At 69.8% G+C, this 25,537-nt stretch carries 20 protein-coding genes; 12 read left to right on the forward strand and 8 right to left on the reverse strand.

Annotated features, from left to right (window positions below; all coding sequences use genetic code 11):
- Window positions 1-96 precede the first annotated feature (96 nt).
- From ACWPN7_RS19825 to ACWPN7_RS19840, 4 genes are all read left to right on the forward strand, one after another.
- Window positions 97-399, forward strand: coding sequence for a DUF485 domain-containing protein (locus ACWPN7_RS19825; protein WP_014239204.1), 303 nt, complete (start codon window positions 97-99; stop codon window positions 397-399).
- Window positions 399-2,117, forward strand: a complete 1,719-nt coding sequence (locus tag ACWPN7_RS19830; protein ID WP_038525843.1) for a cation acetate symporter — start codon at window positions 399-401, stop codon at window positions 2,115-2,117. Before ACWPN7_RS19825 ends, ACWPN7_RS19830 begins: the two co-directional genes overlap by 1 nt.
- Window positions 2,118-2,235: 118 nt before the next feature.
- Complete coding sequence (locus tag ACWPN7_RS19835; protein WP_459196052.1) at window positions 2,236-4,053, forward strand: putative nucleotidyltransferase substrate binding domain-containing protein; 1,818 nt, start codon at window positions 2,236-2,238, stop codon at window positions 4,051-4,053.
- Window positions 4,054-4,097: 44 nt separating this feature from the next.
- Window positions 4,098-4,667 (forward strand): 3'-5' exonuclease family protein, encoded by a 570-nt coding sequence (locus tag ACWPN7_RS19840; RefSeq protein WP_349618925.1) that lies wholly within the window; start codon window positions 4,098-4,100, stop codon window positions 4,665-4,667.
- A 21-nt stretch (window positions 4,668-4,688) separates the two neighbouring features.
- Here ACWPN7_RS19840 and ACWPN7_RS19845 read toward each other — a convergent pair whose 3' ends face one another.
- The gene (locus ACWPN7_RS19845; protein ID WP_459196051.1) at window positions 4,689-6,377 is read right to left on the reverse strand and encodes a sensor histidine kinase; all 1,689 of its coding nucleotides are present in this window, start codon (window positions 6,375-6,377) and stop codon (window positions 4,689-4,691) included.
- Between the two features lie 166 nt (window positions 6,378-6,543).
- Here ACWPN7_RS19845 and mtnA point away from each other — a divergent pair, with 166 nt between their 5' ends.
- A complete protein-coding gene (gene mtnA / locus ACWPN7_RS19850; protein WP_349618923.1) occupies window positions 6,544-7,650 on the forward strand; it encodes an S-methyl-5-thioribose-1-phosphate isomerase in 1,107 nt (368 codons plus the stop codon).
- Between the two features lie 22 nt (window positions 7,651-7,672).
- On the opposite strand, the gene ACWPN7_RS19855 is transcribed toward mtnA, so the two are convergent.
- Both ACWPN7_RS19855 and ACWPN7_RS19860 read right to left on the reverse strand, forming a co-directional pair.
- Window positions 7,673-8,137, reverse strand: a complete 465-nt coding sequence (locus ACWPN7_RS19855) for a DUF4126 family protein (protein WP_349618922.1) — start codon at window positions 8,135-8,137, stop codon at window positions 7,673-7,675.
- 13 nt (window positions 8,138-8,150) lie between these two features.
- On the reverse strand, window positions 8,151-9,623 hold the full coding sequence (locus tag ACWPN7_RS19860) for an aldehyde dehydrogenase family protein (protein ID WP_459196050.1): 1,473 nt from the start codon (window positions 9,621-9,623) through the stop codon (window positions 8,151-8,153).
- Between the two features lie 63 nt (window positions 9,624-9,686).
- On the opposite strand from ACWPN7_RS19860, the gene crtI reads away from it, so the two are divergent.
- From crtI to ACWPN7_RS19885, 5 genes are read left to right on the forward strand one after another with little or no spacing between them, the layout of a single operon-like run.
- Window positions 9,687-11,240, forward strand: coding sequence for a phytoene desaturase family protein (gene crtI / locus ACWPN7_RS19865; RefSeq protein ID WP_492273418.1), 1,554 nt, complete (start codon window positions 9,687-9,689; stop codon window positions 11,238-11,240).
- The gene (locus ACWPN7_RS19870; RefSeq protein ID WP_459196048.1) at window positions 11,237-12,778 is read left to right on the forward strand and encodes a phytoene desaturase family protein; all 1,542 of its coding nucleotides are present in this window, start codon (window positions 11,237-11,239) and stop codon (window positions 12,776-12,778) included. The genes crtI and ACWPN7_RS19870 overlap by 4 nt, the downstream gene beginning before the upstream one ends.
- Before the next feature lie 14 nt (window positions 12,779-12,792).
- Window positions 12,793-13,626 (forward strand): lysophospholipid acyltransferase family protein, encoded by an 834-nt coding sequence (locus tag ACWPN7_RS19875; RefSeq protein ID WP_459196047.1) that lies wholly within the window; start codon window positions 12,793-12,795, stop codon window positions 13,624-13,626.
- On the forward strand, window positions 13,623-14,774 hold the full coding sequence (locus ACWPN7_RS19880; protein WP_349618917.1) for a glycosyltransferase family 2 protein: 1,152 nt from the start codon (window positions 13,623-13,625) through the stop codon (window positions 14,772-14,774). Before ACWPN7_RS19875 ends, ACWPN7_RS19880 begins: the two co-directional genes overlap by 4 nt.
- The gene (locus ACWPN7_RS19885) at window positions 14,771-15,235 is read left to right on the forward strand and encodes a DUF2141 domain-containing protein (RefSeq protein ID WP_103039811.1); all 465 of its coding nucleotides are present in this window, start codon (window positions 14,771-14,773) and stop codon (window positions 15,233-15,235) included. Before ACWPN7_RS19880 ends, ACWPN7_RS19885 begins: the two co-directional genes overlap by 4 nt.
- Window positions 15,236-15,252: 17 nt before the next feature.
- On the opposite strand, the gene ACWPN7_RS19890 is transcribed toward ACWPN7_RS19885, so the two are convergent.
- Together ACWPN7_RS19890 and ACWPN7_RS19895 are read right to left on the reverse strand one after the other, a co-directional pair.
- Window positions 15,253-15,876: a 3'-5' exonuclease gene (locus tag ACWPN7_RS19890; protein WP_459196046.1), complete on the reverse strand. Its 624-nt coding sequence runs from the start codon at window positions 15,874-15,876 to the stop codon at window positions 15,253-15,255.
- 11 nt (window positions 15,877-15,887) lie between these two features.
- Complete coding sequence (locus ACWPN7_RS19895; RefSeq protein WP_038525860.1) at window positions 15,888-16,478, reverse strand: NUDIX domain-containing protein; 591 nt, start codon at window positions 16,476-16,478, stop codon at window positions 15,888-15,890.
- A 321-nt stretch (window positions 16,479-16,799) separates the two neighbouring features.
- Here ACWPN7_RS19895 and ACWPN7_RS19900 point away from each other — a divergent pair, with 321 nt between their 5' ends.
- Window positions 16,800-17,819 carry a class I SAM-dependent methyltransferase gene (locus ACWPN7_RS19900; protein WP_407823644.1) on the forward strand — a complete coding sequence of 340 codons (1,020 nt, stop codon included), beginning with the start codon at window positions 16,800-16,802 and terminating at the stop codon, window positions 17,817-17,819.
- 7 nt (window positions 17,820-17,826) lie between these two features.
- Here ACWPN7_RS19900 and ACWPN7_RS19905 read toward each other — a convergent pair whose 3' ends face one another.
- Window positions 17,827-19,155, reverse strand: a complete 1,329-nt coding sequence (locus ACWPN7_RS19905) for an ABC transporter substrate-binding protein (protein WP_459196045.1) — start codon at window positions 19,153-19,155, stop codon at window positions 17,827-17,829.
- 232 nt (window positions 19,156-19,387) lie between these two features.
- Here ACWPN7_RS19905 and acnA point away from each other — a divergent pair, with 232 nt between their 5' ends.
- A complete protein-coding gene (gene acnA / locus ACWPN7_RS19910; RefSeq protein WP_459196044.1) occupies window positions 19,388-22,078 on the forward strand; it encodes an aconitate hydratase AcnA in 2,691 nt (896 codons plus the stop codon).
- A gap of 63 nt (window positions 22,079-22,141) precedes the next feature.
- Here the strand turns inward: acnA and ACWPN7_RS19915 are convergent, their stop codons facing one another.
- Together ACWPN7_RS19915 and ACWPN7_RS19920 are read right to left on the reverse strand one after the other, a co-directional pair.
- A complete protein-coding gene (locus ACWPN7_RS19915; RefSeq protein ID WP_459196043.1) occupies window positions 22,142-24,064 on the reverse strand; it encodes an acyltransferase family protein in 1,923 nt (640 codons plus the stop codon).
- A gap of 444 nt (window positions 24,065-24,508) precedes the next feature.
- On the reverse strand, window positions 24,509-25,360 hold the full coding sequence (locus tag ACWPN7_RS19920; protein ID WP_459196042.1) for a LytTR family DNA-binding domain-containing protein: 852 nt from the start codon (window positions 25,358-25,360) through the stop codon (window positions 24,509-24,511).
- Window positions 25,361-25,537: the final 177 nt, after the last annotated feature.

Here is a 25,537-nt window from a genome sequence, read left to right on the forward strand (position 1 = left end):
AAGTTGTTGACGGGATAGTTCGTTACAAAGACCATATGGTCCGAGTGTCTAATATGACCTTGCAAAAATCGCTCGGCACTCGCGAGGGGACGCACTATGAAAGAAAACGCTCAGAGGATTCTCGCGAATCCCAAGTTTCAGGAGCTGGTGCAGAAGCGTAGCGCATTCGCGTGGACGCTTTCGATCGCCATGCTCGTCATCTACTTCGGCTTCATCCTGCTGGTCGCCTTCGGCAAGGGGTTCCTGGGTACCCCGATCGGCAGCGGCGTGACCACCTGGGGTATCCCCGTCGGCCTCTTCACCATCATCTCGGCCTTCATCCTGACCGGCATCTACGTGCATCGGGCGAACGGCGAGTTCGATGAGCTGAACCGGCAGATCATGGAGGAGTCGAAGTGATGCGTTCGCTGGTCAATCGTGTGGGCGTCGCGGCCGTCGCGGCCGGCGCGCTCATCCCCGCGTCGGTGCACGCGGCGGCGGTCGAAGGTGCGGTCCAGAAGCAGGCGACGAATTTTTCGGCGATCGTCATGTTCCTGGTCTTCGTGCTGGCCACGCTCGGCATCACCTACTGGGCGGCGCGCCGCACGAAGTCGGCGAAGGACTTCTACGCCGCGGGCGGCGGCATCACCGGCTTCCAGAACGGCCTCGCCATCGCCGGCGACTACATGTCGGCGGCCTCCTTCCTCGGCATCGCCGGCCTCGTCTACACCTCCGGCTTCGACGGCCTGATCTTCTCGGTGGGCTGGCTGGTCGGCTGGCCGATCATCCTGTTCCTGGTCGCTGAGCGCCTGCGCAACCTCGGCAAGTACACCTTCGCCGACGTCGCCTCCTACCGCTTCCAGCAGACCCCGATGCGCACCATGGCCGCCTGCGGCTCGCTCGCCACGGTGACCTTCTACCTGATCGCCCAGATGGTCGGCGCCGGCAAGCTGATCCAGCTGCTGTTCGGCATGGACTACCTGTGGGCGGTGGTGATCGTCGGCGTCCTGATGATCGCCTACGTGACCTTCGGCGGCATGCTCGCCACCACCTGGGTGCAGATCATCAAGGCGGTGCTGCTGCTGTCGGGCGCCTCCTTCATGGCCTTCGCGGTGCTCGCCAAGTTCGGCTTCAGCCCGGAGGCGATGTTCTCCACGGCCGTGCAGGTCCACCCGAAGGCGACCGGCATCATGGCGCCGGGCGCCCTCATCACCGACCCGGTCTCGGCAATCTCGCTGGGCATGGCGCTGATGTTCGGCACCGCCGGCCTGCCGCACATCCTGATGCGCTTCTTTACGGTGTCGGACGCCAAGGAGGCCCGCAAGTCGGTGTTCTACGCGACCGGCTTCATCGGCTACTTCTACATCCTGACCTTCATCATCGGCTTCGGCGCCATCGTGCTGCTGTTGGCCCCGGACGCCACCGGCGCCTACCCGTTCCTCGACGCGGCCAAGCTGGCGGCGGCGGGCGGCAAGCCCAACCCGTCGATGATCATCGGCGGCTCCAACATGGCGGCCATCCACACCGCGCACGCGGTGGGCGGCGACCTGTTCTTCGGCTTCATCTCGGCCGTGGCCTTCGCCACGATCCTCGCGGTGGTCGCGGGCCTGACGCTGGCCGGCGCTTCGGCCGTGTCGCACGACCTGTACGCCTCGGTGATCGCCAAGGGCCGTGCGTCGGAGCATGACGAGATCCGCGTGTCGAAGATCACCACCGTGGTCATCGGCATCGTCTCGATCTTCCTCGGCATCGCCTTCGAGAACCAGAACGTCGCCTTCATGGTCGGCCTCGCCTTCGTGATCGCGGCCTCGGCGAACTTCCCGGTTCTGCTGATGTCGATGTTCTGGAGCCGGATGACCACCCGCGGCGCCGTTCTCGGCGGCTGGATCGGGCTGGTCTCGTCGGTCAGCCTGCTGATCATGGGCCCGACCGTGTGGAAGTCGGTGCTGGGCAACCCGGCCGCCCTCTTCCCGTACGACAACCCGGGCGTCTTCACCATCCCGCTGTCGTTCCTGGCGATCTGGTTCTTCTCGATCACCGACAACAGCAAGGCGGCGCAGGACGAGCGCGAGGCCTACAAGGCCCAGTACATCCGGTCGCAGACCGGCCTGGGCGCCGAAGGGGCTTCCGCTCACTAATGCGAATGGTCGCACCCGCCTTCCGCAGATGAAGGGGCTGGTGTAATCTTCAAGGCGCCTCAAGACCGCGGTCTTGGGGCGCCTTTTTTATTCACCCCACCGGTTCGTGGAGCGGCTTTTGTCCGACGCCTTCGATTTTTCCGTTCCGCCCTTCGACCGTCTGACGCCGGAGCAGCGGCAGCGGCTCGCCGCCGCGCTCGACCTCGGCGTCTACGCGCGGGACGGGGTGATCCTGAGCCGGGACGAGCCGGCGGATTGCCTGTTCGTGGTGCGGCAGGGGCTGGTCCACGAACGCCGGGGCGGCGAGGTGGTGGCGGTGCACGGCGCCCACGACAGCTTCGACCTTCAGGCGCTGTTCTCCGATGGGCAGGCGCGCAGCTTCGTCGCGGCGGAAGACACGCTGTGCGATCTGGTGCCCCGTCCGATCCTTCTCGAACTGGCGCACGAGAACGCCGCCTTCGGCGCGGTGATCCAGCAGGAGTTCGCCGACCGGCTGAGCGCGCTGGCCAACGAGCGGTCCAACCGCGAAACCGCCGCGCTGACGATGGCGCGGATCCGGCAGGCCTACCTCCGCCCACCGGTCTTCGTCGAGGCCGGGGCGTCCCTGCGCGACGCGGCGGCGGCGATGAAGAGGGACCAGGCGAGCAGTGTCCTGGTCCGCGACGGCGATCCCAAAAAGGGTGGCCGCGTCGGCATTCTGACCGGCACCGACCTGCGCGACCTCGTGGTGCTGGAGGGGCGGCCGGTGGACAGCCCGGTGGGGCCGCTCGCCCGCTACGAGCTGCTGGCGCTGGACCGCGACGACCTGCTGTTCAACGCGCTGATCCTGATGACCAAGCATTCGGTGCGCCGTCTGGTCATCACCGAACAGGGGGCGGTCGTCGGCCTGCTGGAGCAGACCGACCTGCTGGCCGTCCTGTCCAACCATTCCCAGGTCGTCGCGCTGAAGGTCGACCGCGCCGCCACGCCGGAGGATCTCGGCCGGGCCAGCCAGGACATCGTCGGGCTGATCCGCACGCTGCACGGCACGGGCGTCAAGGTGTCCTTCATCGCCGACCTCGTGACCGAGCTGAACCGCAAGATCTTCCGCCGCCTGTTCGAACTGCTGGCGCCGCCGGACCTGCTGGCCAACTCCTGCCTGATCGTGATGGGCAGCGAGGGGCGCGGCGAGCAGCTTCTGAAGACCGACCAGGACAACGGGCTGATCCTGCGCGACGGCTACGACTGCCCGTCGCTGTCCCAGGTGACCGGCGCCTTCACCCGCCATCTGGTCGAGTTCGGCTACCCGCCCTGCCCGGGGCGCATCATGGTGTCCAACCCGGACTGGACGCGCCCGCTGGCGCTCTACAAGGATTCCCTCTTCCACTGGATCCACCGGCCCGACGAGGCGGCGCAGATGAACCTCGCCATCTTCTACGACGCGGCGGCGGTGGCCGGGGACGCCGCCCTGCTGGCCGAGGCGAAGGGCTATCTGCTCGGCCGGCTTCAGGACAACCAGATGTTCTTCACCGCCTTCGCCCGCCCGGCGCTCGCCTTCGACACGCCGTCGGGTCTGTTCGGCGGGCTGTTCGAGCGGCGCCGCAGCGAGGCGGTGGACATCAAGAAGGCCGGCATCTTCCCCATCGTCCACGGCGTCCGCGCGCTGGCGCTGGAAAAGCACATGGCGGAGACCAACACGACCGAGCGCATCTGGGCGCTCGCCGACCAGGGCGTTCTCGATCGCGGCATGGCGGGCGAACTGGCCGACGCCTTCACCTTCCTGTCGACGTTGCGGCTGAAGGCCGGGCTGGACGGCAGCGTGTCCGGCACCCAGACCGACAACCTCATCCGCACGGAGTCCCTGGGCAAGCTCGACCGCGACCAGTTCAAGGACTGCCTGGCGCTGGTGAAGAAGTTCAAGGAACTGCTCGCCTACCACTTCCACCTGAACCACTGACCCTGAACCACTGACCCGCCGGGCGCGCGGGGAGAGGAGGCGGCATGCCGACCGAAACCATTGCCAGCGTGGTCGCCAACGGTGGAGCACCGTCCGTTCCGGCGATGCCCGAGCATCCCGACCGCGCCCTGCTGCTGTCGGGGGAGGAGAGCGGGGAGCGGGTGGCGATCCATTGCGAGGCCACCTCCTTCGACGCGGCCACGGCCGATCTGCGCAGCGTCGCGGCGCTGCGCATCCGCGGCGGGCGCGTCCTGACCAGCCAGCGTCTGATCTTGTCCTTCTGGCCCACCGAACCGGCGGAGCCCGCGCTGTCCCGCCTGCTGGCCTTCATCGGCAACCGGCCGCTGGTCGGCTACTACCTGGACTTCACCGTGGGGCTTCTCGACCGGCTGGTGCAGCCGATGGTGGGCATGGCCCTGCCGAATCCGCGCATCGAGGTGTCCAGCCTCTATTACGGCCGCAAGGCCAAGGCGCCCGGCAAATACGCGGTCGACCTGCGGCTGGACAGCATCCTGCGCGATCTCGACCTGCCGCCGCGCGGCGGGGAGGACGCCTACGCCAGCGCGCTCGCCGCCGCCATGGTCTATCTGCGCCTGGAGCCGCCACGGCCCTGACGGCTCCTCAGGCAGCCCCATTCAGGCGGCTTTCGTCTGCGACTTGGCGAGGGTGGACACCGACACGATGAAGCGGGTGCCCGGCCCGCCGTCCGGCTGGCGGTCGATGGTCACCGCTGCTCCGGCCTGCTGGGCCAGCGCGCGAACCAGAACCAGCCCCAGCCCGTTCTGGCGCTTTTCGTTCGGGCGGCCCTGGGTGGCAGATGGGTCCGGCGGCAGGCCGGTGCCGTCGTCGCGCACCACCATCCGCATGCCCTCCTCACCCTCTGGGAGCAGTTCGACCGTGATCGTGCCGGGATGGCCGAGGGGGAAGGCGTGGAGCAGCGCATTGGACACCAGCTCGCTGGCGATCAGGGCGAGCGGGGTGGCCTGATCGACGTCCAGGCTCCAGGGCTGGGGGGCGTTCACCGTCAGCCGCGCGCCGGTCGGGTTGGTCGAGCGGACCAGCCCGTCGCAGAGCTGGCGCAGGTAATCGGCGAAGTCGATGCGCGCCGGCTGGTCGGAGCGGTAGAGCAGCTCCTGCATCAGGCTCATGCACTGGATGCGGCGCAGGCTCTCGTCGAAGGCGCGGCGGGCCGGCTCGTCGATGCGGGCAGCCTGGAGGCGGAGCAGGCTGCAGATGACCTGAAGGTTGTTCTTCACCCGGTGCTGGACCTCCTTCAGCAGGACCTCCTTGTCGGTCACCGCCGTTTCGAGCTGGGCGTTGGTCTGTTCCAGCTCCGCCGTGCGCTGGTGGACCCGTTCCTCCAGCGTGTCGTAGGCGTGCTGGAGCGCGCTCTCCGCCTGCCGCTCGCGCCGGGCGCGCTGAAGGGCCATTCCGCCGACCACCGACACGGCGGCCAAGGCCGCCAGCGCGTAGGAGATGTAGGTCCACAGCTGGCCGTGCCAGCGCTCCATGACGCTGCTCACCGGGATGGCCACCTCGGCGGTCACGGGCACGCTGTCCACCCGGCGCAGCGCCGAAATTTCCGGCTCCCCGGCGGCCTCCGCCGCGGCGCTGTCGGTCGCGTCCGGTCCCTGGGTCTCGTGCAGCAGCACCGTGCCGTCGGCCCGGCGCAGGGTGATGGAGCGGGCGTAGTCGAAGTCGAAGCTCTTGTAGATGTCGCGGACGTAGCGCGGCGAGACGGCGACCAGGGCCACGCCGCGGAATTGCCCCGGCGCGGCGGCCAGCGGGCGCGCGAGGAGGATCAGCGGCTCCTGGCTGTAGCGGTTGCTGTCCAGAGCGGTGATGAAGAGATTTCCCCCCGCCTCGCTGCCGCCGGCCCGCTGGGCTACGAAGTAATCGCGGTCGGCGACGTTCATCGCCGGGGTGGGAAAGCGGCGGGTGGTCAGAACGGCGTTCCCTTCGGCGTCGAACAGCCAGATCGACACCAGATAGGGCGTGCCCCGCACCAGCGCCGCGTACCGCTCCCAGCCGGCCCGGTCGCTGGGCAGCGGGGCGTCCGCCGGCCCGGCGAGCTGGACCGCCTGCTTCAGGATCAGGTCGCTGGTCTCCACCAGCCGGGCCGCGTGCTCCGCGACCAGCAGGCTGGCGTTGCCGGCGGTGTCCTGGGCGTGCTGCAGGGCCGCCGCCCGGTCGCGCAACGCGAAGCTGGCCGACAGCCCGAGCGTCAGCAGCAGCGCCACCGCGCAGACCATCAGGACCAGCGCCGACCCCGGCATCCGGTAGAGCAGAGGGGAACCTTTGGATCGCAGGGCGCGCAGGGGCATGGGGACGATGCTTCGGGGCATGGAAGGTGGTGGCTTTCGTGGCGGACCAACACTTTTTTGCAGGCTCCTGTTCCCTGGGTACGCCCGTTGAACCGCGCCGCGCCACCCCCTATTGTCGCGTCGGGCCGAAAGGCCGAAGCGGCATCGAGCGCGGGGAGTATGGCGTATGAAGATCGACGGCACGGCCTACCGCACCATCTGGCTGGCGCAGGACGGCTGGGCGGTGGAGATCATCGACCAGACGCGGATGCCGCATGATTTCGCCGTCGCGCGGCTGACCAACCTCGATGAGGCCGCCCACGCCATCCGCGCCATGCTGGTGCGCGGCGCACCGCTGATCGGGGCGACCGCCGCCTACGGCGTGGCGCTGGCCATGCGGGCCGATCCGTCCGACGCGGCGCTGGAGGCGGCCCATGCCCGGCTGCTCGCCACCCGCCCGACCGCGGTCAACCTGCGCTGGGCGCTGGAGCGGATGCGCGCCCGTCTGGCGCCGCTGCCGCCCGCCGCCCGCGCTGGGGCCGCCTACGCCGAGGCCGCCGCGCTCTGCGACGAGGACGCCGCCATCAACCGCGCCATCGGCGAGCATGGCGCCGCCCTGATCCGCGAGGCCGCCCGCCGCAAGAAGCCGGGCGAGCCGGTGAACGTGCTGACCCACTGCAACGCCGGCTGGCTCGCCACCGTCGATTGGGGGACCGCGCTGGCCCCGGTCTATGTCGCCTTCGAGGAGGGCATCCGCCTGCATGTCTGGGTGGACGAGACGCGCCCGCGCAACCAGGGCGCCAGCCTGACCGCCTGGGAGCTGAACCGCCACGGCGTGCCCCACACGGTGGTGGTGGACAACACCGGCGGCCACCTGATGCAGCACGGCATGGTCGACCTGTGCATCGTCGGCACCGACCGCACCACGGCGACCGGCGACGTCTGCAACAAGATCGGCACCTACCTGAAGGCTCTGGCCGCCCACGACAACGGCGTGCCCTTCTACGTCGCGCTGCCCTCGCCGACCATCGACTGGGGCATGGCGGACGGGGTGAGGGAAATCCCCATCGAGGAGCGCGACGCCCGCGAGGTGACCGAGCTGACCGGCATCACCGCCGACGGGCGGATCGAGACCATCCGCGTCACCCCGGCCGGCAGCCCGGCGGTCAATTACGGCTTTGACGTCACCCCGGCCCGTCTGGTGACCGGTCTGGTGACCGAGCGCGGCGTCTGCCCGGCGAGCCGGGAGGGGCTGCTGGGTCTGTTCCCGGAGCAGGGCGCTGCGCCGCGCTGACGCCCTCTTTCCGGAAAGCCGCTTACGCCGCGGCGACGACGAGCAGCGCGATGGTGAGCGCCACCGCGTCCTCGATCAGCGCCGCCGGCCGGTCGCGGTCGAAGGCGGCGGCCATGCGCCGGCGCGCCTCGTAGAAAAGGAGCGTGCCGGCGACCGCGCCGAGCCCGCCGGCGAGCAATCCGGGGACCCATGCGCCTGCGTTCGCGCCGATGGCCGCGCCCGCGATGGCGCCGCTGGCGATCCGGCTGGCGAAGGGGAAGGGGCGTTTGCGGCTGGGGGTGTTCGGCAACTTGTCGGTGACCAGCTCCCCCACCGCCATGGCGGTGAAGACCCAGGGCGAGACCGGGTGGCCGAGGAAGAACAGCCAGCTTCCCGACAGGTCAAGCCAGCCGCCATAGGCGGCCCAGGAGACCGCCGCCGGCGCCAGCATGGTGCGCGAACCGGCGACGGCGCCGATCAGGACGGCGAGGATCAAAGCTATCGTCACGGGGGTCTCCGCGTCAGTCGGTCCGGCGGTCGCGCAGGGCCTGGATCAGGGTCCGGACCGCCCCAGCGCGGGCGCCGGGACCGCCATGGAGCAGGCGGAGCGCCGCCAGCATCAGCGCCGCGTCGCCGTCGCGCGGCGGGTCGGTGTGGGGAAGCCGCCGGCCGCGCCGCACCGAAACGGTCTTCACCCGCGTCATCTCCAGCAGCCCTTCGGCCCCGCGCGTGACACCCCAGCCGCTGGCGCGGCGCCCGCCGAAGGGCAGGCGGGGGTCGGCGGTCGGCACGATCAGGTCGTTGACCGTCACTGTCCCGGCGTCCAGCCGTCCGGCCAGGGCGCGCGCCTCCTCCTCCGGCCCGAAGACCGAGGCGCCGAGCGCGTAGGGGCTCTGCGCGGCGGCCTCCAGCGCCTCCTCGACATCGCGGATGGGCACCAGCGACAGGATGGGGGCGAACAGCTCCTCGCGCAGCAGCGCCATGCCCGGCCGCGCGTCGGCCACGATCAGCGGCGCCATCGCCGGGTCGGCGTCCTCGGGCAGCGGACCAACCGGGCGGGCGCCCTCCGCCATCGCCGCGCGGACCAGCCCGACGAGGCGCCGCCGCACCGGCAGGGGCACCGCTGCCGGCGGGATCGCCGCCACGCTGCGCGTCAAGGAATGCTCCAGCTCGGCCGCCAGGGCGCGCGGCACGAAGACCCGGCGCGGCGCGATGCAGGTGGCGGAGCCGTTGAGGCGCAGGCCGAAGGCCAGCGCGCGGGCGACCGTGCCGAGGTCGGCCCCCGGCAGGACGAAGACCGCGTCGTTGCCCGACAATTCCATGGTGGAGGGCACCAGCCCGTCGGCGAGCTGGCGGGCCACCACCCGGCCGGTGCCGGCCGATCCGGTCAGCACCAGCTTGTCGATGCCGGCGGTGATCGCGTCGGACACCGCGTCGGGGGACTCGTCCAAAAGCTGGAACAGGCCGTCCGGCAGTCCGGCCTCGGCCAGCCAGTCCGCCAGCCGCTCCATCGGCGCGGAGCAGCCGGGCGCCGGCTTGACCAGCACCGTGTTCCCGGCGGTCAGCGCCTGAAGCGCCTGCACCCCCGGCAGCAGCAGCGGGTAATTGGATGGGCCGACGATCAGAACGGTGCCGAACGGCTCCCGCCGGACCTCTGCGGCAACTCCGAACAGCCAGACCGGGCGGCCACGCGCGCCCAGGCGCCGTGGCGCCAGCAGCGCGGCGGCCTCGCGCTCCAGGAAGCGGCAGGCCTCGGCCAGCGGCAGGACCTCCGCGCTCAGGCTTTCGGCCGCGCTGCGTCCGGGGCGGGTCGCCAGCGTGTGCACAAGTTCCTCCGCATCCGCCGCGATGCGGCGGCGGATTTTGCGGATGATGGACAGTCTTTCGCCTGTATTGCCGACGGCCCACGCCGCGCGCGCAGATGAAAATGGATCGCCGCTCCCGCCTGTCCAAGGGGTTACACCCGGAGGGGTGTGATTGTGGCTGTGATCCATTTCCGGTCCATGTTCGTAACTGCCTTCACACAAGTCGGCAGCTCGGGAGCGTTTGACAAGCGGATGGAACGGCAAGTCGTGATCATTGGCGCTGGGCCGGGTGGATTGGCATCCGCAATGCTTCTGGCGCTCACCGGGGCGAAGGTCACCGTGCTGGAACGGCAGGACCGCGTCGGCGGCCGGTCGGCCGGTTTTGCGCTCGACGGGTACCGCTTCGACAGCGGCCCGACCTTCTTCCTGTATCCCCGCATCCTGGAGGAGATCTTCGAGGCCTGCGGGCGCCGCCTGTCGGACGAGGTCGACCTGATCCGTCTCGACCCGCTCTACCGGCTGGTCTTCGAGGCCGGTGGGGAGCTGCGGGTCCACGGCGAGATGAAGGCGCTGATGGCGGAGATCGCGCGCCTCAACCCGCGCGACGCCCAGGGGCTGCCGCGTTTCCTGGCCGACAACCGGGCGAAGATGGGGCTGTTCCGCCCGATCCTGGAGACCGACTTCTCCAGCCCTTGGGCGCTGGCCTCGCTGCCGATGCTGAAGGCGCTGGGACGGCTCTCGCCGCAGCGCTCGGTCGACCGCGACCTGTCCCGTTACTTCCAGGACCCGCGCGTCCGCCTCGCCTTTTCCTTCCAGAGCAAGTATCTGGGCATGTCGCCCTTCCGTTGTCCCAGCCTGTTCACCATCCTGTCCTTCCTGGAGCATGAGCACGGCGTCTTTCACCCGCGCGGCGGGACCGAGGCGGTGATGGAGGCGATGCGGCGGGTGGCCGAGGATCTCGGCGTCACCGTGCGGCTGAACGAGACGGTGCGCCACATCCGCTTCCAGGGCAGGCGCGCCGTGGGGGTGCGGACGGAGGCCGGCGAGTATCCGGCCGACGCGCTGGTCATCAACGCCGACTTCGCCCGCGCGATGACGAGCCTGGTGCCCGACGATCTGCGCCGCCGCTGGAGCGACGCCCGCATCGCCACCAAGAAATTCTCCTGCTCCACCTTCATGCTCTATCTCGGGATCGAAGGGCGGATGGAGGGGCTGGACCACCACACCGTCTATCTGGCGGAGGATTACGCCCGCAACCTCGCCGAGATCGAGAACGGCCGCGAGATGCCGCGCCGGCCGTCGATCTACGTGCAGAACGCCTGCGTGAGCGACCCGGATCTGGCTCCGCCCGGCGGCAGCACCCTCTACATCCTGGTGCCGGTCGGCCACCAGCGCGGCCACATCGACTGGACGGCCGAGGCGCCGCGCTACCGCCGCCTCGTGCTCGACCGGCTGGCCAGCTTCGGGCTGACCGACCTGGAGCGCCGCATCCGGGTCGAGCGGGTGGTGACGCCGGCCGACTGGGACCGCCAGTTCGCGGTGCACCGTGGCGCCACCTTCAATCTGGCGCACAGCCTGGACCAGATGCTCCACCTGCGTCCGCACAACCGGTTCGAGGATTTGGACGGCGTCTATCTGGTCGGCGGCGGCACACACCCCGGTAGCGGCCTGCCGGTGATCTTCGAAGGCGCGCGCATCACGTCGCGGCTGCTGGCCTCGGAACTGGGCCTGCCGACGCCCTGGCGCAGCGAAACCATGGGACTGTCCGGCCTGCCCAAGCGGGCCGTAGCGGGGGGATTGGCATGACGGATCGGATCGCGGTGATCGGCGGCGGCCTGGGCGGGCTGGCGTCGGCGGTGGTTCTGGCGGCGCGCGGCCACAAGGTGGTGCTTCTGGAGAAGAACGGCTGGGTCGGCGGCAAGGCGGCGGTGCTGGAGGAGGGCGGCTTCCGCTTCGACATGGGGCCGACGATCCTGACGGTGCCGCGCGTCCTGCGCCGCATCCTGGCGGAGGCCGGCTGCGACCTCGACCGCGAGTTGGAACTGGTCCGGCTGGAGCCGCAATGGCGCTGCTTCTTCGAGGACGGCACCGTGCTGGACCTGTCGGAGAACATCGGCGCGATGGCCGCGGAACTCGACCGTCTGACCCCCGGCCGCGGCGCCGGGGAGGGCTACCGCCGCTTCCAGGCGCTGTCGGAGCGTCTGCACGGCATTTCCGAACGCTTCTTCTTCTGGAAGTCGGTGGAGGATCTCGGCGACACGCTGAAGGTCCGCGAGAGCATGAACGCCAGCACCCTGTCCGACGTGCTGGCGCTGCGCATGGGCAGCACGGTGGCCGGCACCATCCGCAGCCACGTCCCCGACGCCCGTGCCGCCCAGATGCTCGATCATTTCACCCAGTATGTCGGCTCGTCCCCCTACGGGTCGCCGGCGGTGCTCTGCGCCATCGCCCACATGCAGACCAACGACGGCGTCTGGTACCCGATGGGCGGCACCCGCGCCGTTCCGCTGGCGCTGGAGAGGGTGGCGCGGCGCCTCGGCGTCGAGATCCGCACCGGCACCGGCGTGCGCCGGCTGGAGGTGACCGACAAGCGCGTCACCGCCGTCGAGACCGAGGGCGGGGAGCGCATCCCGGTGTCGGCGGTGGTCTCCAACATGGATTCCGTCCGCACCTACGAGGAGCTGGTGGGCGGCGCCCCGGCCAAGCGCTTCCGCAAGCGCCGCCGCTACGAGCCGGCCTGCTCGGGCGTGGTCTTCTATCTCGGGCTCGACCGCGGCTACGAGCATCTGCTGCACCACGACTTCGTCTTCTCCCGCGACCCGGCGGAGGAGTTCGACTGGATCTACCGCCGCGGCGAGCCGGCGCCCGACCCGACCTGCTACATCGCCGCCCCCGCCCGCACCGAGCCCGGCGTGGCGCCGCCGGGGGGCGAGGCGCTTTATGTGCTGGTCCACACCCCCTATCTGCGGCCGCACCACGACTGGTCGCGGATGTTGCCGGACTACCGCCGCGTGGTCTTCGACAAGCTGAAGCGCACCGCCGGCATGGCCGACCTGGAGGAGCGCATCCGGGTCGAGCGCGTCCTGACCCCGCAGGACATCCACGACCGCTACCGCGTGTTGAACGGCGCCATCTACGGGCTGGCCAGCCACGGCCGCTTCATGGGCGCCTTCAAGCCGGGCAACCGCTCGCGCGACGTGGCGGGGCTGTATCTGGCCGGCGGGGCCGCCCATCCGGGGCCGGGCATGCCAATGGTGCTGATGTCGGGCTGGATCGCCGCCGACAGCCTGGACCAGGACCTCCGGAGCAGAGCGCGCGACGGCGACCTGCGGGCCGTCGCCTGAGCGGCGGGCCGGGCATGGGGCAGGGTAAGGGGGATGATGGGCTGAAGGACGATCCGGTCGCGTGGCGCTCGCCGGCGCTCTGCCGCTTCTTCGGCGCCGTCATGGCGCGGCGGATGCGGCGCGACTTCCACGCGGTGCGGCTGGCCCGGCCGGGCTGGCCGGACCTGCCGGCGGACCGGCCGGTGATCGTCTGCCTGAACCACCCGTCCTGGTGGGACCCCGCCTTGCTGATCGTGATGGGGACGACCCGCTACCGCGACCGGCCGGGCTACGGCCCCATCGACGCGGCGATGCTGCGCCGTTACCGCTTCATGGCGCGCATCGGCCTGTTCGGGGTCGAGCCGGGCCGGGCCGGGGCCGCCGCCTTTCTGCGCCACGGCCGGCGCATCCTGGCCGACCCGCGCTCCATGCTGTGGATCACCGCGGAGGGCGCCTTCACCGACCCGCGCCGCCGCCCGGTCCGCCTGCGGCCGGGCATCGCCCATCTGGTCCGCCGCGCGCCGGAGGCGGTGGTGGTGCCGCTCGCCGTGGAATACCCGTTCTGGGACGAGAGCACGCCGGAGGCGCTGGCCCGCTTCGGCGAGCCCATGCCGGCGTCCGCCTTTGCCGGCCAGCCGGTGCCGGACATCGCCGCCGCACTGGAACGGCGGCTGGAGGCGGTGATGGACGCGCTGGCGCTCGACGCGCAGAGCCGCGACCCGGCGCGCTTCCTGACGCTGATCGATGGCTCGGCGGGGGTCGGCGGCGTCTACGACCTGTGGCGCCGGGCGCGCGCCTGGGCCGGCGGGCAACGCTTCAGCCCCGCGCATGGTGATGCATCCGATAAGGAAGGGGTTTCCCGCCGATGAGCGTCCTCACGCTGCTGGCCGCTCTGTCGCTGGCGCTCGCCCTGCTGCCGCTGGGGCTGGGCCTCCTGAATCTGTGCCTCTACCGCCGCCCAAAGGCCGAGCCGCCGCCGGGCGCCGCCGTCAGCATCCTGATCCCCGCCCGCAACGAGGAGGCCACCATCGCCGCCGCGGTGCGGGCGGCGCTGTCCAGCTGCGGCGTGACGGTGGAGGTGGTGGTGCTGGACGACCATTCCACCGACCGCACGGCGGCGATCGTCCGGGCCATTGCCGCCCGCGACCCGCGCCTGCGTTTGGAGACGGCGCCACCGCTGCCGCCGGGCTGGTCGGGCAAGCAGCACGCCTGCCAAGCGCTCGCCGGTCTCGCGCGGCACCCGGTGCTGCTGTTCCAGGACGCCGACGTGCGGCTGGCCCCGAACGCCGCCCGGCTGGCCTGCGGCGCGCTGCTGGCGGGCGGGGCGGGGCTGGTCAGCGGCTTCCCGCGCCAGGAGACCGGTACCCTGGCCGAGGCGCTGGTGATCCCTCTGATCCATGTGCTTCTGCTCGGCTATCTGCCGATGGTCGGGATGCGCTGGTCGGGCAGTCCGGGATTCGCCGCCGCCTGTGGCCAGTTGATCGCGGTGCGGCGGGAGGCCTACGCGGCGGCCGGCGGCCACGCCGCCATCGCGACCTCGCTGCACGACGGGGTGACGCTGCCGCGCGCCTTCCGCCGGGCGGGGCAGGGGAGCGATCTGTTCGACGCGACCCGCCTCGCCCGCTGCCGGATGTACCGCGGCTGGCGGGAGGTGTGGTCCGGCTTCTCGAAGAACGCGACGGAGGGGATGGCGACCCCCGTCGCTTTGCCGGTCTGGACCCTGCTGCTGTTCGGCGGCCATGTCCTGCCCTGGCTGCTGCTGGGCTGGGCGGCTCTGGCCCCGCTGCCGGATGCCGCGGTCGCCCTGGCGGCGCTGGCCGTGGCGGCGGGGCTGTCGTTCCGCTTGCTGCTGGCCTTGCGTTTTCGTCAAAGTCTGGCCGGCGCGTTGCTCCACCCCGTGGGGATCCTGATCCTTCTGGCGATCCAATGGTCGGCGCTGCTGCGCGCCCGCCGGGGCCGCCCCGCGGAATGGCGGGGGCGCGCCTATCCGTCCACCTCCAGAACGGGTGCACCATGACTCAATGGCAGTTCCGGAACGCCCGCAACGCCACGGTGGGCGGATCGCTGGCCGCGCTGGCGTTCGGTCTTGCAACGGCCCAGGCGGCCGCCGCCGACCTTGCCATCACCGTCGCCAACGTCGCGAACGCGCAGGGGAAGGTGCTGGTCGCGGTGTGCACGCCGGAGACCTTCCTGGGGCCCAACTGTCCCTACACCGCGGCTGAACCGGCTCGGCCGGGCAGCGTCACCGTGGTGGTGCACAAGGTTCCACCCGGAACCTACGCCGTGCAGTCCTTTCATGACGAGAATCAGAACCTTGAACTCGACCGCAACTTCCTCGGCCTGCCGAAGGAGGGGGTCGGCTTCAGCAACGACGCCCCCATGCGCTTCGGTCCGCCGCGCTACGCCGACGCCGCCCTGACCGTCGCCGAGCCGGTGAAGCGCACGACGCTGACGCTGCGCTACTTCGTCGAGCGCTGATCGTCAGATCACCGCCTTCAGATCACGGGCACCAGACGCCGCCGCCGGGGCGGCGGGTTGCCGCCCTTGCAGGGGCTGTAGCCGCCGGGCGCCAGCTGCCCGAACGTGATGCCGGTCGCCGTGGCGATGTCGCCCAGCCGCTCCAGCCCCAGAACGCGGGTGGCGGCGAGGGCGATGCGCCCGCAGGCCTCGGCGTCGCTGCCGGCGTGGTGGTGGTCGAGCGCGATGCCCAGATGGTCGGCCAAATAATTCAGCTTGTGCGCGGCCAGCTGCGGCCACGCCTTGCGCGCCAGAACCACGGTGCAGAGGTAGTGGCAGGCCGGCCACTCCAGCCCGTAATCGTCGAGCGTGTGGCGCAGCACGCTGATGTCGAAGGAGGCGTTGTGGGCCAGCACCAGACGGCCCTCCAGCCGGCGGGCGAAGCGGTGCCAGACCTCGGGAAACTCCGGCGCGCCGGCGACATCCTCCGCCCGCAGGCCGTGGACGGCGGTGTTGAAGGGGTTGAAGCGCATCTCCCGCGGGCGGATCAGATGCTCCTCCGTCTCCACCACGCGCCCGTCCTCGATCCAGGCGACGCCGATGGAGCAGGCGCTGGTCCGCGATTCGTTGGCGGTTTCGAAGTCGATGGCGACAGCCTGCATGACGTCGTTCCTCAACCCAGGATCAGGCGGGTGACGTCCTCGGGCAGGTCGCCGTCGAGCGCCATCAGGCGGACCCTCATCAGGCAGGCCACCGCGATGGCGTCGGTGATCTCGCCGCGCTTGACCATGGCGTAGGCCTCGACGAAGGGAACGTGGCGCAGCTGCAGGACCTCCGTCTCCTCCGGTTCGGCCTGCCCCTGTTCGATCCCCCAGGCGAGAAAGCAATGGGCGGTCTCGTCGGTGATGCTGTTGGACAGGTGCATGGTCAGGATCGGCAGCCAGTGGCGGGCGGTCTGGCCGGTTTCCTCCAGCAGCTCGCGCTTGGCCGACTCCACCGGATCGACGCCCTTCTTGCCGCCGCCTTCCGGGATCTCCCAGCTGTATTGCTCCAAGGGGAAGCGGTACTGGCCGACCAGAGTGACGCGGCCCTGGTCGTCGATGGGAACCACACCGGTCGCCAGATTCTGGGCGTGCATGACGCCGTAGATGCCGGGGTTGCCGAGCGGGGTCAGCACGTCGTGCTCCACCACCCGCATCCACGGATTCTCGTAGATCGGCTTGGTCGTCAGGACGGTCCAGGGGTTGCCGGTCTTGTGCGGCACGCCGGTGCTCCTTGCGCGGGGTGGGGACGGGCTGTGGGGGTGCTGGAGCGGAACTATAGGCATTGCGTCTCGATGCTGCAACGCGGTGCGCTTCGGCCACCGTGCCGCGCGTCGCCTTCGGGACCGCAAGCCGTGGGTGTTGCGGAAATATTTCACAGTTAGATAAAATTTTCGCGACAGTTCATGCAAGTCCTTTCCAACTGTTCGTGCTGGTTACTTGACTCCCCGACTGTTGAGGTCTACCTCTATATTGTGCGGTATCCGTTGATGCCGGCGGTGGCCGTCCTTTGTGGGGCAGCAATTTTGGAAACGCAGCGCCGGATGCGGCACAATTTTCAGGATAGGGAGCGCTGGCGCAATCCCGACTGGCGGACGAAATTCGTCGCCTGGTGGGAAGGCTACGACCTCGCCGCCCTGTCCCGGCTCGCCCGCACCGCCCCCGCCTCCCGCCTGCCCCTGCGCGGCCCGGTGGCGGCGCTGGGTTCCGCCGCGCCCGCTGGCGCGCTGCCGCCCGAGGCGCCGCGGGCCGATGCCGACCTGGAACGTCTGGAAAACCTGCAGCTGGACCGCCAGGGCGAGCCGGTCTGGTCGGTCGCCCGCACGGAAGGGGCGCAGATGCTGTGGGGCCAGGACTGCGTCGGGCCCGGCGACTCGCAATGGATGGTCGAATCCGTCCGCTCCTTCGGGCTGAACCCGGCCAAGAGCGTGCTGGACCTTTCGGCGGGGCTGGGCGGGCCGGCGCGCGGCATCGTCGACAGCTACGACACCTGGGTGACCGGGCTGGAGATGTCGCCTCTGCTGGCGAAGCTGGGGATGGAGCGCTCCAAGGCGCTGGGCGTGTCGAAGAAGGCGCCGATCGGCCATTACGACCCCGAGCATTTCAATCAGGCGGGCTCCTTCGATCTCGTGCTGGCCGACCGGGTGATGCACCGGGTGCGCGACAAGGAGAATTTCCTCGACCGCGTCTGCGACTGCGTCAAGCCGAAGGGCGGCGTGCTGCTGTTCGACTATGTGATCGAGGGCACCCCGTCCTCCTGGGAAAGCTGGAACGGCTGGCGCGACTCCGAGCCGCTGGAGGTCTATCCCTGGTCGGCCACCCGCATGGCCGACGAGTTGACCCAGCGCAACCTGGACCTGCGCATTTCCGAGGATCTGACCCAGTTCCACCGCCGCCAAGCCGTGGAGCGGGTGCGCCGGCTGGGCGAGGCGCTGAAGACCGCGGTCCCCGAGCCCCGCGTCCTGAAGGCGCTGGCCCGCGAACTGGCGCTGTGGTGGTCGCGCCTGCGCGTGCTGGGCAGCGGGCTGCGCTTCTGCCGCTACGTGGCGATGCGCCCGACCTGAAGGACTTCTAATCGCAGGCTCGCGGTTCAATTTTGCGTTCCGCCGCGAAGCGCCGGGCCGACTCCGCCACCAGCTTGCGGATCAGGGCGCGGCGCGGCTCGATGGGGCCGGAGACGTCCAGCCAGCGCTCCCCGTCCCATTGCTGCACATGCAGCGGCACGATCCCCTCATGGTCGGCGCAGGTGATGCGCAGCGGCTGCATGAAGCCGTCCAGCCCCAGATCGGCCAGCCGTTCGGCGGTCAGGTCCAGATGGTCGAAGCCCCAGGCCACCTGCGCCCCGGTCAGCGGTCGGCGCCCGTATTTGCCCTGCGCGGTGCGGATGGCCTCGACCAGGACGGCGGCGTTGAAGACCCCACGGTTGTACAGCACCGTGCCGATCTGGCCGGGGTCGCCGGCCCCCAGCCCGCGAGCGTGGACCTGTTCGCGGATCGCGCGGATCACCGGCAGGTCACTCCCGGCGGCGTGGAAGGCCACCGCCTTATAGCCGATCGCAGCAGGGCCGACCGGCCGGACGTCCAGCTCCGACCCGGCCCACCAGACGCCGATCATGCGGTCGGCCGGGTAGCCGGCGGCGGCGGCCTCGCGCAGGGCGGTGGAGTTCTGCACGCCCCAGCCCCACAGGATCACGTAATCGGGCCGGTAATGGCGGGCGATCTGCGTCCACACGGCGCGCTGGTCAAGCCCCGGCGGGGCGACGGGGAAGCTGCGCATCTCGAAGCCGAGCGGGCCGCGCAGCGCCTCCAGCATGGGCAGCGGCTCCTTGCCGAAGGCGCTGTCGTGGTAGACGTAGGCGATCTTGCGCCCGCGCAGCCGCTCCGTCCCGCCCAACTCCGTTGCGATGTGGCTGATCGCGGCGTCGATGCCCGTCCAATAGCTGGCCGGGGCGTTGACCGCGTAGGGGAAGACCCGCCCGTCGGACACGTCCGCCCGCCCGTAGCCGGAGGAGAAGACCGGGATATGGTCAGCGGCGCCGCGCTCGATCAGGGCGTAGGTGATGCCGGTGGACAGCGGCAGGACGGCGGCGGCGCCGGTCGGCCCCTTGGCCTTCAGCCGCTCGTAGCAGTCCACCCCGCGGTCGGTGTTGTAGCCGGTGTCGCACTCCTCCCAGGCGATGGGCACGCCGCCGATGCCGCCGTCGCGCCGGTTGACCAGCGTCAGATAGTCGGCCACCCCGTCGGCCAGCGGGATGCCATAGGGCGCATAGGGGCCGCTGCGGTAGACGAGGTGCGGGAAGAACTGCGCCCCTTGCGGCGGCTCCGGGGCGGCCGCAACCGGGGCGCACAGCACCACCGCCGCCAGGGCCACCGCCGCCAAAGCTGGGGCGCGCCATGCCATTCCGTTTCCTCCACCCGTCGTACGCCGGGCCGTTCCGCCCGTTCGCGCGATTCTAGTACGGACCGGCCCCGTTTCGCACGAAGAGAGCGCAGCCCCCACGCTTCCGCTTGCCTGCCCTTTGCACGGCGCCGTTTGAAGGGGGGCGGGACCGGCACTAAATCAGGCGGTTGAGACATGCGGAAACCACGGCCGCCGCCCGGCCGGTCCGCCAATAACGCGAAGGAGGGGTACCGTGACGACGTTCACCGGTCAGGACTCGCTGAAAACCCGCCGCTCCCTGTCCGTCGGGGGCAAGAGCTACGATTATTTCAGCATCAAGGCCGCGGAGGACGCCGGACTGGGCGACCTCTCCCGGCTGCCCTATTCCATGAAGGTGCTGCTGGAGAATCTCCTGCGCTTCGAGGACGGGCGCACGGTGTCCACCGACGACGTCAAGGCGGTGGCCCAGTGGCTGCACGACAAGCGGTCCGACCGTGAGATCGCCTACCGCCCGGCGCGCGTGCTGATGCAGGACTTCACCGGCGTGCCGGCGGTCTGCGACCTCGCCGCGATGCGCGAGGCGATGGCCGCGCTGGGCGGCGATCCCAAGAAGATCAACCCGCTGGTTCCGGTCGATCTGGTCATCGACCACTCGGTGATGGTCGACTACTTCGGCAACCCCTCCGCCTTCGAGAAGAACGTAGAGCTGGAGTTCGAGCGCAACCTGGAACGCTACGCCTTCCTGCGCTGGGGCCAGAAGGCCTTCGACAATTTCCGCGTCGTGCCGCCGGGCACCGGCATCTGTCATCAGGTGAACGTCGAGTATCTGGCGCAGGGCGTGTGGACCGACACCGACCCGGCGGGCAAGCTGGTCGCCTATCCCGACACGCTGGTCGGCACCGACAGCCACACCACCATGGTGAACGGGCTGGGCGTGCTCGGCTGGGGCGTCGGCGGCATCGAGGCGGAGGCGGCCATGCTCGGCCAGCCCATCTCCATGCTGATCCCCGAGGTCGTCGGCTTCAAGCTGACCGGGCGGCTGAAGGAGGGCACGACGGCCACCGACCTCGTGCTGACCGTCACCCAGATGCTGCGCAAGAAGGGCGTGGTCGGCAAGTTCGTGGAGTTCTACGGGCCGGGTCTGGATCACCTGACCCTGGCCGACCGCGCCACCATCGGCAACATGGCCCCGGAATACGGCGCCACCTGCGGCATCTTCCCGATCGACGCGGAGACCATCCGCTACCTGACCTTCACCGGCCGCGACGCCGACCGCGTGGCGATGGTCGAGGCCTACGCCCGCGCCCAGGGCATGTGGCGCGACGCCGGCACGCCGGACCCCGTCTTCACCGACACGCTGGAACTGGACATGACGACGGTCGAGCCGTCGTTGGCCGGCCCGAAGCGCCCGCAGGACCGCGTGCCGCTGTCCCAGGCGGCGCAGAGCTTCGGCACCGATCTGGTCGGCGCCTTCAAGGCGGAGGACGCCGACCGCTCCGTTCCGGTGAAGGGCTGCGGCTACAATCTCGACCAGGGGGCGGTGGTGATCGCCGCCATCACCTCCTGCACCAACACCTCCAACCCGGCGGTGCTGGTGGCCGCCGGCCTGCTGGCCCGCAAGGCGGTGGAGAAGGGGCTGAAGTCCAAGCCCTGGGTCAAGACCTCGCTGGCGCCGGGCTCGCAGGTGGTCACCGACTATCTGGCCAAGGCCGGGCTCCAGCCCTATCTTGACCAGCTCGGCTTCAACATCGTCGGCTACGGCTGCACCACCTGCATCGGCAACAGCGGCCCGCTGCCCGACCCCATCGCCGCGGCGGTGGAGGAGGGCAACCTCGTGGTCGCTGCCGTGCTGTCGGGCAACCGCAACTTCGAAGGCCGGGTGAACCCGCACACGCGGGCGAACTATCTGGCCTCGCCGCCGCTGTGCGTCGCCTACGCGCTGGCCGGCAACATGAAGATCGACCTGGCCAAGGACCCCATCGGCACCGGCCATGACGGCCAGCCCGTCTATCTGAAAGACGTCTGGCCGACCAACCAGGAGGTCCAGGACGCCATCGACGCCTCGCTGTCGGCGGAGATGTTCCGCAGCCGCTACGGCAACGTGTTCGAGGGGCCGGAGCAGTGGCGCGGCATCCAGACCGCCGAGGGCCAGACCTACGAGTGGCAGGCGGGCAGCACCTACGTGAAGCTGCCGCCCTTCTTCGCCGACATGCCGAAGACGCCCGACGCGGTCAGCGACGTGCGGGGCGCCCGCGCGCTGGCCGTTCTGGGTGACAGCATCACCACCGACCACATCTCGCCCGCCGGCTCGATCAAGAAGACCAGCCCGGCCGGCGAGTATCTGCTGAGCCATCAGGTGCGCCCGCAGGACTTCAACTCCTACGGCGCGCGGCGCGGCAACCACGAGGTGATGATGCGCGGCACCTTCGCCAACATCCGCATCCGCAACGAGATGCTGGCGGGCGTGGAGGGCGGCGAGACCCGGCACTATCCCTCGGGCGAGCAGTTGCCGATCTACACCGCGGCGATGCGCTACGCCCAGGAGGGCGTGCCGCTGGTGGTCATCGCCGGCAAGGAATACGGCACCGGCTCCAGCCGCGACTGGGCGGCCAAGGGCACCAAGCTGCTGGGCATCCGCGCGGTGATCGCCGAGAGCTTCGAGCGCATCCACCGCTCCAACCTCGTCGGGATGGGCATCCTGCCGCTCCAGTTCAAGGACGGGCTGACCCGCAACGATCTGGCGCTGGACGGCACGGAGACCTTCGACATCGACGGCATCGAGCAGGACCTGCGCCCGCGCAAGGACGTGACGATGACCATCACCCGCGCCGACGGGCAAACGCGGCAGGTGCCGCTGCTGCTGCGCATCGATACGGTGGACGAGGTCGAGTATTACCGGAACGGCGGCGTGCTGAACTTCGTCCTGCGCAATCTGGCGAAGTGACGGACGCCGGCGCAGCGGGGGCGGCGGCACCGCCTTCCCGCTGCGCGGCGTCCCGGCCGGGCCTCACTCTCCATAGGACGGGTCGGGAGCGCGCAGTATTTCCTGGATGCTCTGCACGATCAGGGTACTGCCGTGGGTCGAGAAATGGCCCTGGTCCAGGAAGTAGAAGCCCTGGTCGTCCCTGATCCGGCAGAGCGGAAGAGCCTTGCAGGGATCGGGATCGCAGAAATAGTCGGAGGTGTCGATGAACCGCGCGCCTTGCGTCGCGGCGATGACCGGCTGGTCGGCGGCTTGGCCGGTGATCGAGTAGGCCCGCTCCGACTTCATGAAATAGGTGTGGTCGTAGGGGTTGCGGAAGCGGAAGACCGGGCTCTGCCCGAGCACGACGATCCGGATGCCCCGGTTCAGCAGCGCGTCCACGGTCTCGTGCAGGCGGCGGAGATCGAGGGCGTTGGTGTCCATGTACCATTCCCACCGCGCCGCCATGATGACGATGCGGATGCCGTTGCGGTCGATGAGTTCTTCGACGCGGCGGTTGAACTCCTGGCAGTTCGGGCGGGCGTTGACGGACAGATCCTTGATGGGCGGACAGCCGGATGCCGTGTACTGGACGATGTTGAAGGGCAGGGTGTCGGCGACGGCTTGAAGCCCCGGCACATAGTGGGCGGCGAAGGAATCCCCCCAGAGCAGGGCGGTGGGCGCGTCCGCCTTCGGCGAACCGATCCGGCAATTCTCCAGGCCCGGCCACGCCTCGGGCGGCTGGTCGGTTTCGAGAAAGCAGGTGTGTTCCTTGTAGAGTTCCCGTCCGGAGATGTCCTGCGGCGCGTAGTCGGCGAAGCGCTGCGGCAGCCCGTTGGACAGATGACCGAGCAGCCCGACCCCCGCCAGTCCGGCCATGGCCCAGCCGGTCCGGGCGAAGACCTTGGCCGGCTGGCGGTCCGACTCCACCCCCGACTGTGCCCCCGACGCTGCCCTGGGCTTGCGGAAGGGCACCTCGATCAGCCGCCAGGACAGCACGGACACCGCGGCGATGGCCGCGAGAAGGATCAGCGTCTCCTTGGTGGACAGGTCCCGCCCCTTGTAGAAGCGCGCGAAGACCATCAGCGGCCAATGCCAGATGTACATGGAGTAGGAGATCAGGCCGATGAAGACCATGGGGCGCAGCGTCAGCGCCTTCCCGACCGCTGTCGGACCGCTCCGCCCCGCGTGGATCACCAGCGCCGCGCCCAGGCAGGGCAGCAGGGCGGCGTAGCCCGGAAAGGCCGTGGCCTCGGATAGGGCGAACACGCTGACGAGGATCAGGGCGGCACCGACCGCGCAGGCCAGTTCCCGCACCGCGCGGCTGCGGCTGTCCGGAACGGCGCCGAAGGCCAGAAGGGCGCCCAGCACCAGTTCCCACAGCCGGGGCGGCAGCAGGTAGAAGGCCGCCACCGGATGATCCCGGACCAGCGACACGCCCAAGGCGAAGGACGCCGCCGCCGCCGCCAGCAGAACGGCAACCCACACCGAACGCCTGTAAGGAATCAGGGCCAGCACGGCGAGGGGAAAGACGATGTAGAATTGCTGCTCCACCCCCAGCGACCAAGTGTGGAGAAGCGGGTTCATCTCCGCCGCGTTTTCGAAGTAACCGGACTTCAGATAATAGACGATGTTGGACGAGAACAGCGTGGTCGCCGCCAAGTTCTGGGCAAAGCTCTTCAACTCCTGGGGCGACAGCAGGAACAGGGCGAGCACCGTCGTGACCGCCAGCGCCGCGAACAGGGCGGGAAGGATTCGACGGATGCGGCGGACATAGAAGTCGGCGAGGGAAAAGCGGCCGCGCTGCGCGTCGTTCAGAACGATCGAGCCGATGAGGTAGCCGGAAATCACGAAGAACACATCGACGCCGATGTATCCGCCGCTGAACAGGGAAAACTTCGCGTGGAACAGCAGAACCGAAAGGATCGATACCGCGCGAAGGCCGTCGATGTCGGGGCGGTACGTCATGGGACCCGCAAGGTTTGGGTGGAATGGAGACGCGGGTCGGCTGTCCCGAACCCGGTTCTGCGGCGGGAGGCGAACGACGAGGGAGTATGGGAGTGTCCGGCTACGCGAGGGAAAGCGGTAAGATTGCTTCCTGACAGTCCAATGATGCCGAAAAGACTTTACGGTATAGGCGTAAGGTTGGCGCTTTTGCCCCCTGGATTGCTTTATTGTTTTCGATGCCCTTGATGGGAAAATCCCTGTGATTTCGATGGTATGGCATCGTGGCGGCGGGTTGAAGTGAATTATTGAATGAAAGCCTTAGGGTGTCGGCACTTTGAATGACCTAACAAGAATTCAACGGTAATGGCCGCCCGATGGGGATAGAGAAAACATCCGTTATTGCGTGGGGTGCCCGCGTCTGTTCAGATTTTCACAGTGTCTTTGTGTGTGTTGAGGGGGCGCTGGTTACGGCCCCGTCTTCTCCGTCCAGCCCGCCTCGCGGACCGCCGCTGCGTAACTGCGGCTGACCGGCACGCGACGGCCGTTGCGCAGGACCAGCACCAGCTTGCCGTCCGGCTTGCGCTCCACCCCGGCGACGGCCGCGGCGGCGACCCAGTGGGAGCGGTGGACCTGCATCCCTTGAAGTCCGGCCAGCTCCGCGATGGCGTCGCGCAGCCGCATCAGGATCAGGTCGCTGCCTTCCGCCGTGTGGGCGCGGACGTAATGGTCCTCCATCTCCAGCGCCAGCAGGTCCCGGCCGAGCCGCGCGGGCAGGCGGGCAAGGAAGGCGGGCTCCGGCCGCTCCGCCGGGGGTGCCGGTGCGTTGTCCGGGACGGGCGGGGATGGCGGTGTCGTGGGGCCGGCGAGAAGCCCGCGGTCGCGCAGCTCCAGCCAGACCGGAATGGCGGACACCAGCAGGGTGACGAGGACGACGTAGACGAACAGCTCCGCCAACCCCAGCGGGCGCAGGAAATCCATCCCGCGCAATGTCCGTTCAAGCAGCGCCACGGTCAGCGTCATCAGCGCCGCCACCGCCAGGACCACCCCGGCCAGCATGGCGCGCCACGCTCCCGCCCGCTTCCGCAGCCGATGGCCGGCGGCCAGGGTCAGAAGCTCGAAGGCGAGACCGCCCAGTCCGATCAGCCCGCACCAGTAAGCCAGCCGCTGCGCCAGCGTCAGATCCGCGAAGGTGCCGAACGGACCCAGCAGGGTCAGCACCAGCGCGGCGGCCAGCAGCACCGGCAGGCGCCGCCCCAGCAGCCGGCGGCGGTAGGGCGTGCGGGGCTGCCCGGCCGCGGGAACCGTCGCTTCACGCATCGTGAAACGCCGGTTCCCGCGCTTCGCGAAGCCGCATCCCGCCGCTCCCGCAATGGCGGTGGCCCGCCGCCCGCTCCGTCAGGCATGGAAGGGACCGGTTCGGAAGGGCGACGGTTCGCCCACGGCGAAGGAAAAGGACAGGAAATGGGAACCGCATGTCGGATTGGATTGGGGTTG

It is taken from the genome of Azospirillum sp. UENF 312511, assembly GCF_058780635.1.

Excerpts from the sequence above, each read along its gene's own strand:
- ACWPN7_RS19825 (WP_014239204.1), top strand. The coding sequence starts at position 97 with ATGAAAGAAAACGCTCAGAGGATTCTCGCGAATCCCAAGTTTCAGGAG.
- ACWPN7_RS19830 (WP_038525843.1), top strand. The coding sequence starts at position 399 with ATGCGTTCGCTGGTCAATCGTGTGGGCGTCGCGGCCGTCGCGGCCGGC.
- ACWPN7_RS19840 (WP_349618925.1), top strand. The coding sequence starts at position 4,098 with ATGCCGACCGAAACCATTGCCAGCGTGGTCGCCAACGGTGGAGCACCG.
- ACWPN7_RS19845 (WP_459196051.1), bottom strand. The coding sequence starts at position 6,377 with ATGCCCCTGCGCGCCCTGCGATCCAAAGGTTCCCCTCTGCTCTACCGG.
- mtnA (WP_349618923.1), top strand. The coding sequence starts at position 6,544 with ATGAAGATCGACGGCACGGCCTACCGCACCATCTGGCTGGCGCAGGAC.
- ACWPN7_RS19860 (WP_459196050.1), bottom strand. The coding sequence starts at position 9,623 with ATGGATCACAGCCACAATCACACCCCTCCGGGTGTAACCCCTTGGACA.
- crtI (WP_492273418.1), top strand. The coding sequence starts at position 9,687 with ATGGAACGGCAAGTCGTGATCATTGGCGCTGGGCCGGGTGGATTGGCA.
- ACWPN7_RS19870 (WP_459196048.1), top strand. The coding sequence starts at position 11,237 with ATGACGGATCGGATCGCGGTGATCGGCGGCGGCCTGGGCGGGCTGGCG.
- ACWPN7_RS19875 (WP_459196047.1), top strand. The coding sequence starts at position 12,793 with ATGGGGCAGGGTAAGGGGGATGATGGGCTGAAGGACGATCCGGTCGCG.
- ACWPN7_RS19880 (WP_349618917.1), top strand. The coding sequence starts at position 13,623 with ATGAGCGTCCTCACGCTGCTGGCCGCTCTGTCGCTGGCGCTCGCCCTG.
- ACWPN7_RS19885 (WP_103039811.1), top strand. The coding sequence starts at position 14,771 with ATGACTCAATGGCAGTTCCGGAACGCCCGCAACGCCACGGTGGGCGGA.
- ACWPN7_RS19890 (WP_459196046.1), bottom strand. The coding sequence starts at position 15,876 with ATGCAGGCTGTCGCCATCGACTTCGAAACCGCCAACGAATCGCGGACC.
- ACWPN7_RS19900 (WP_407823644.1), top strand. The coding sequence starts at position 16,800 with ATGCGGCACAATTTTCAGGATAGGGAGCGCTGGCGCAATCCCGACTGG.
- ACWPN7_RS19905 (WP_459196045.1), bottom strand. The coding sequence starts at position 19,155 with ATGGCATGGCGCGCCCCAGCTTTGGCGGCGGTGGCCCTGGCGGCGGTG.
- ACWPN7_RS19915 (WP_459196043.1), bottom strand. The coding sequence starts at position 24,064 with ATGACGTACCGCCCCGACATCGACGGCCTTCGCGCGGTATCGATCCTT.
- ACWPN7_RS19920 (WP_459196042.1), bottom strand. The coding sequence starts at position 25,360 with ATGCGTGAAGCGACGGTTCCCGCGGCCGGGCAGCCCCGCACGCCCTAC.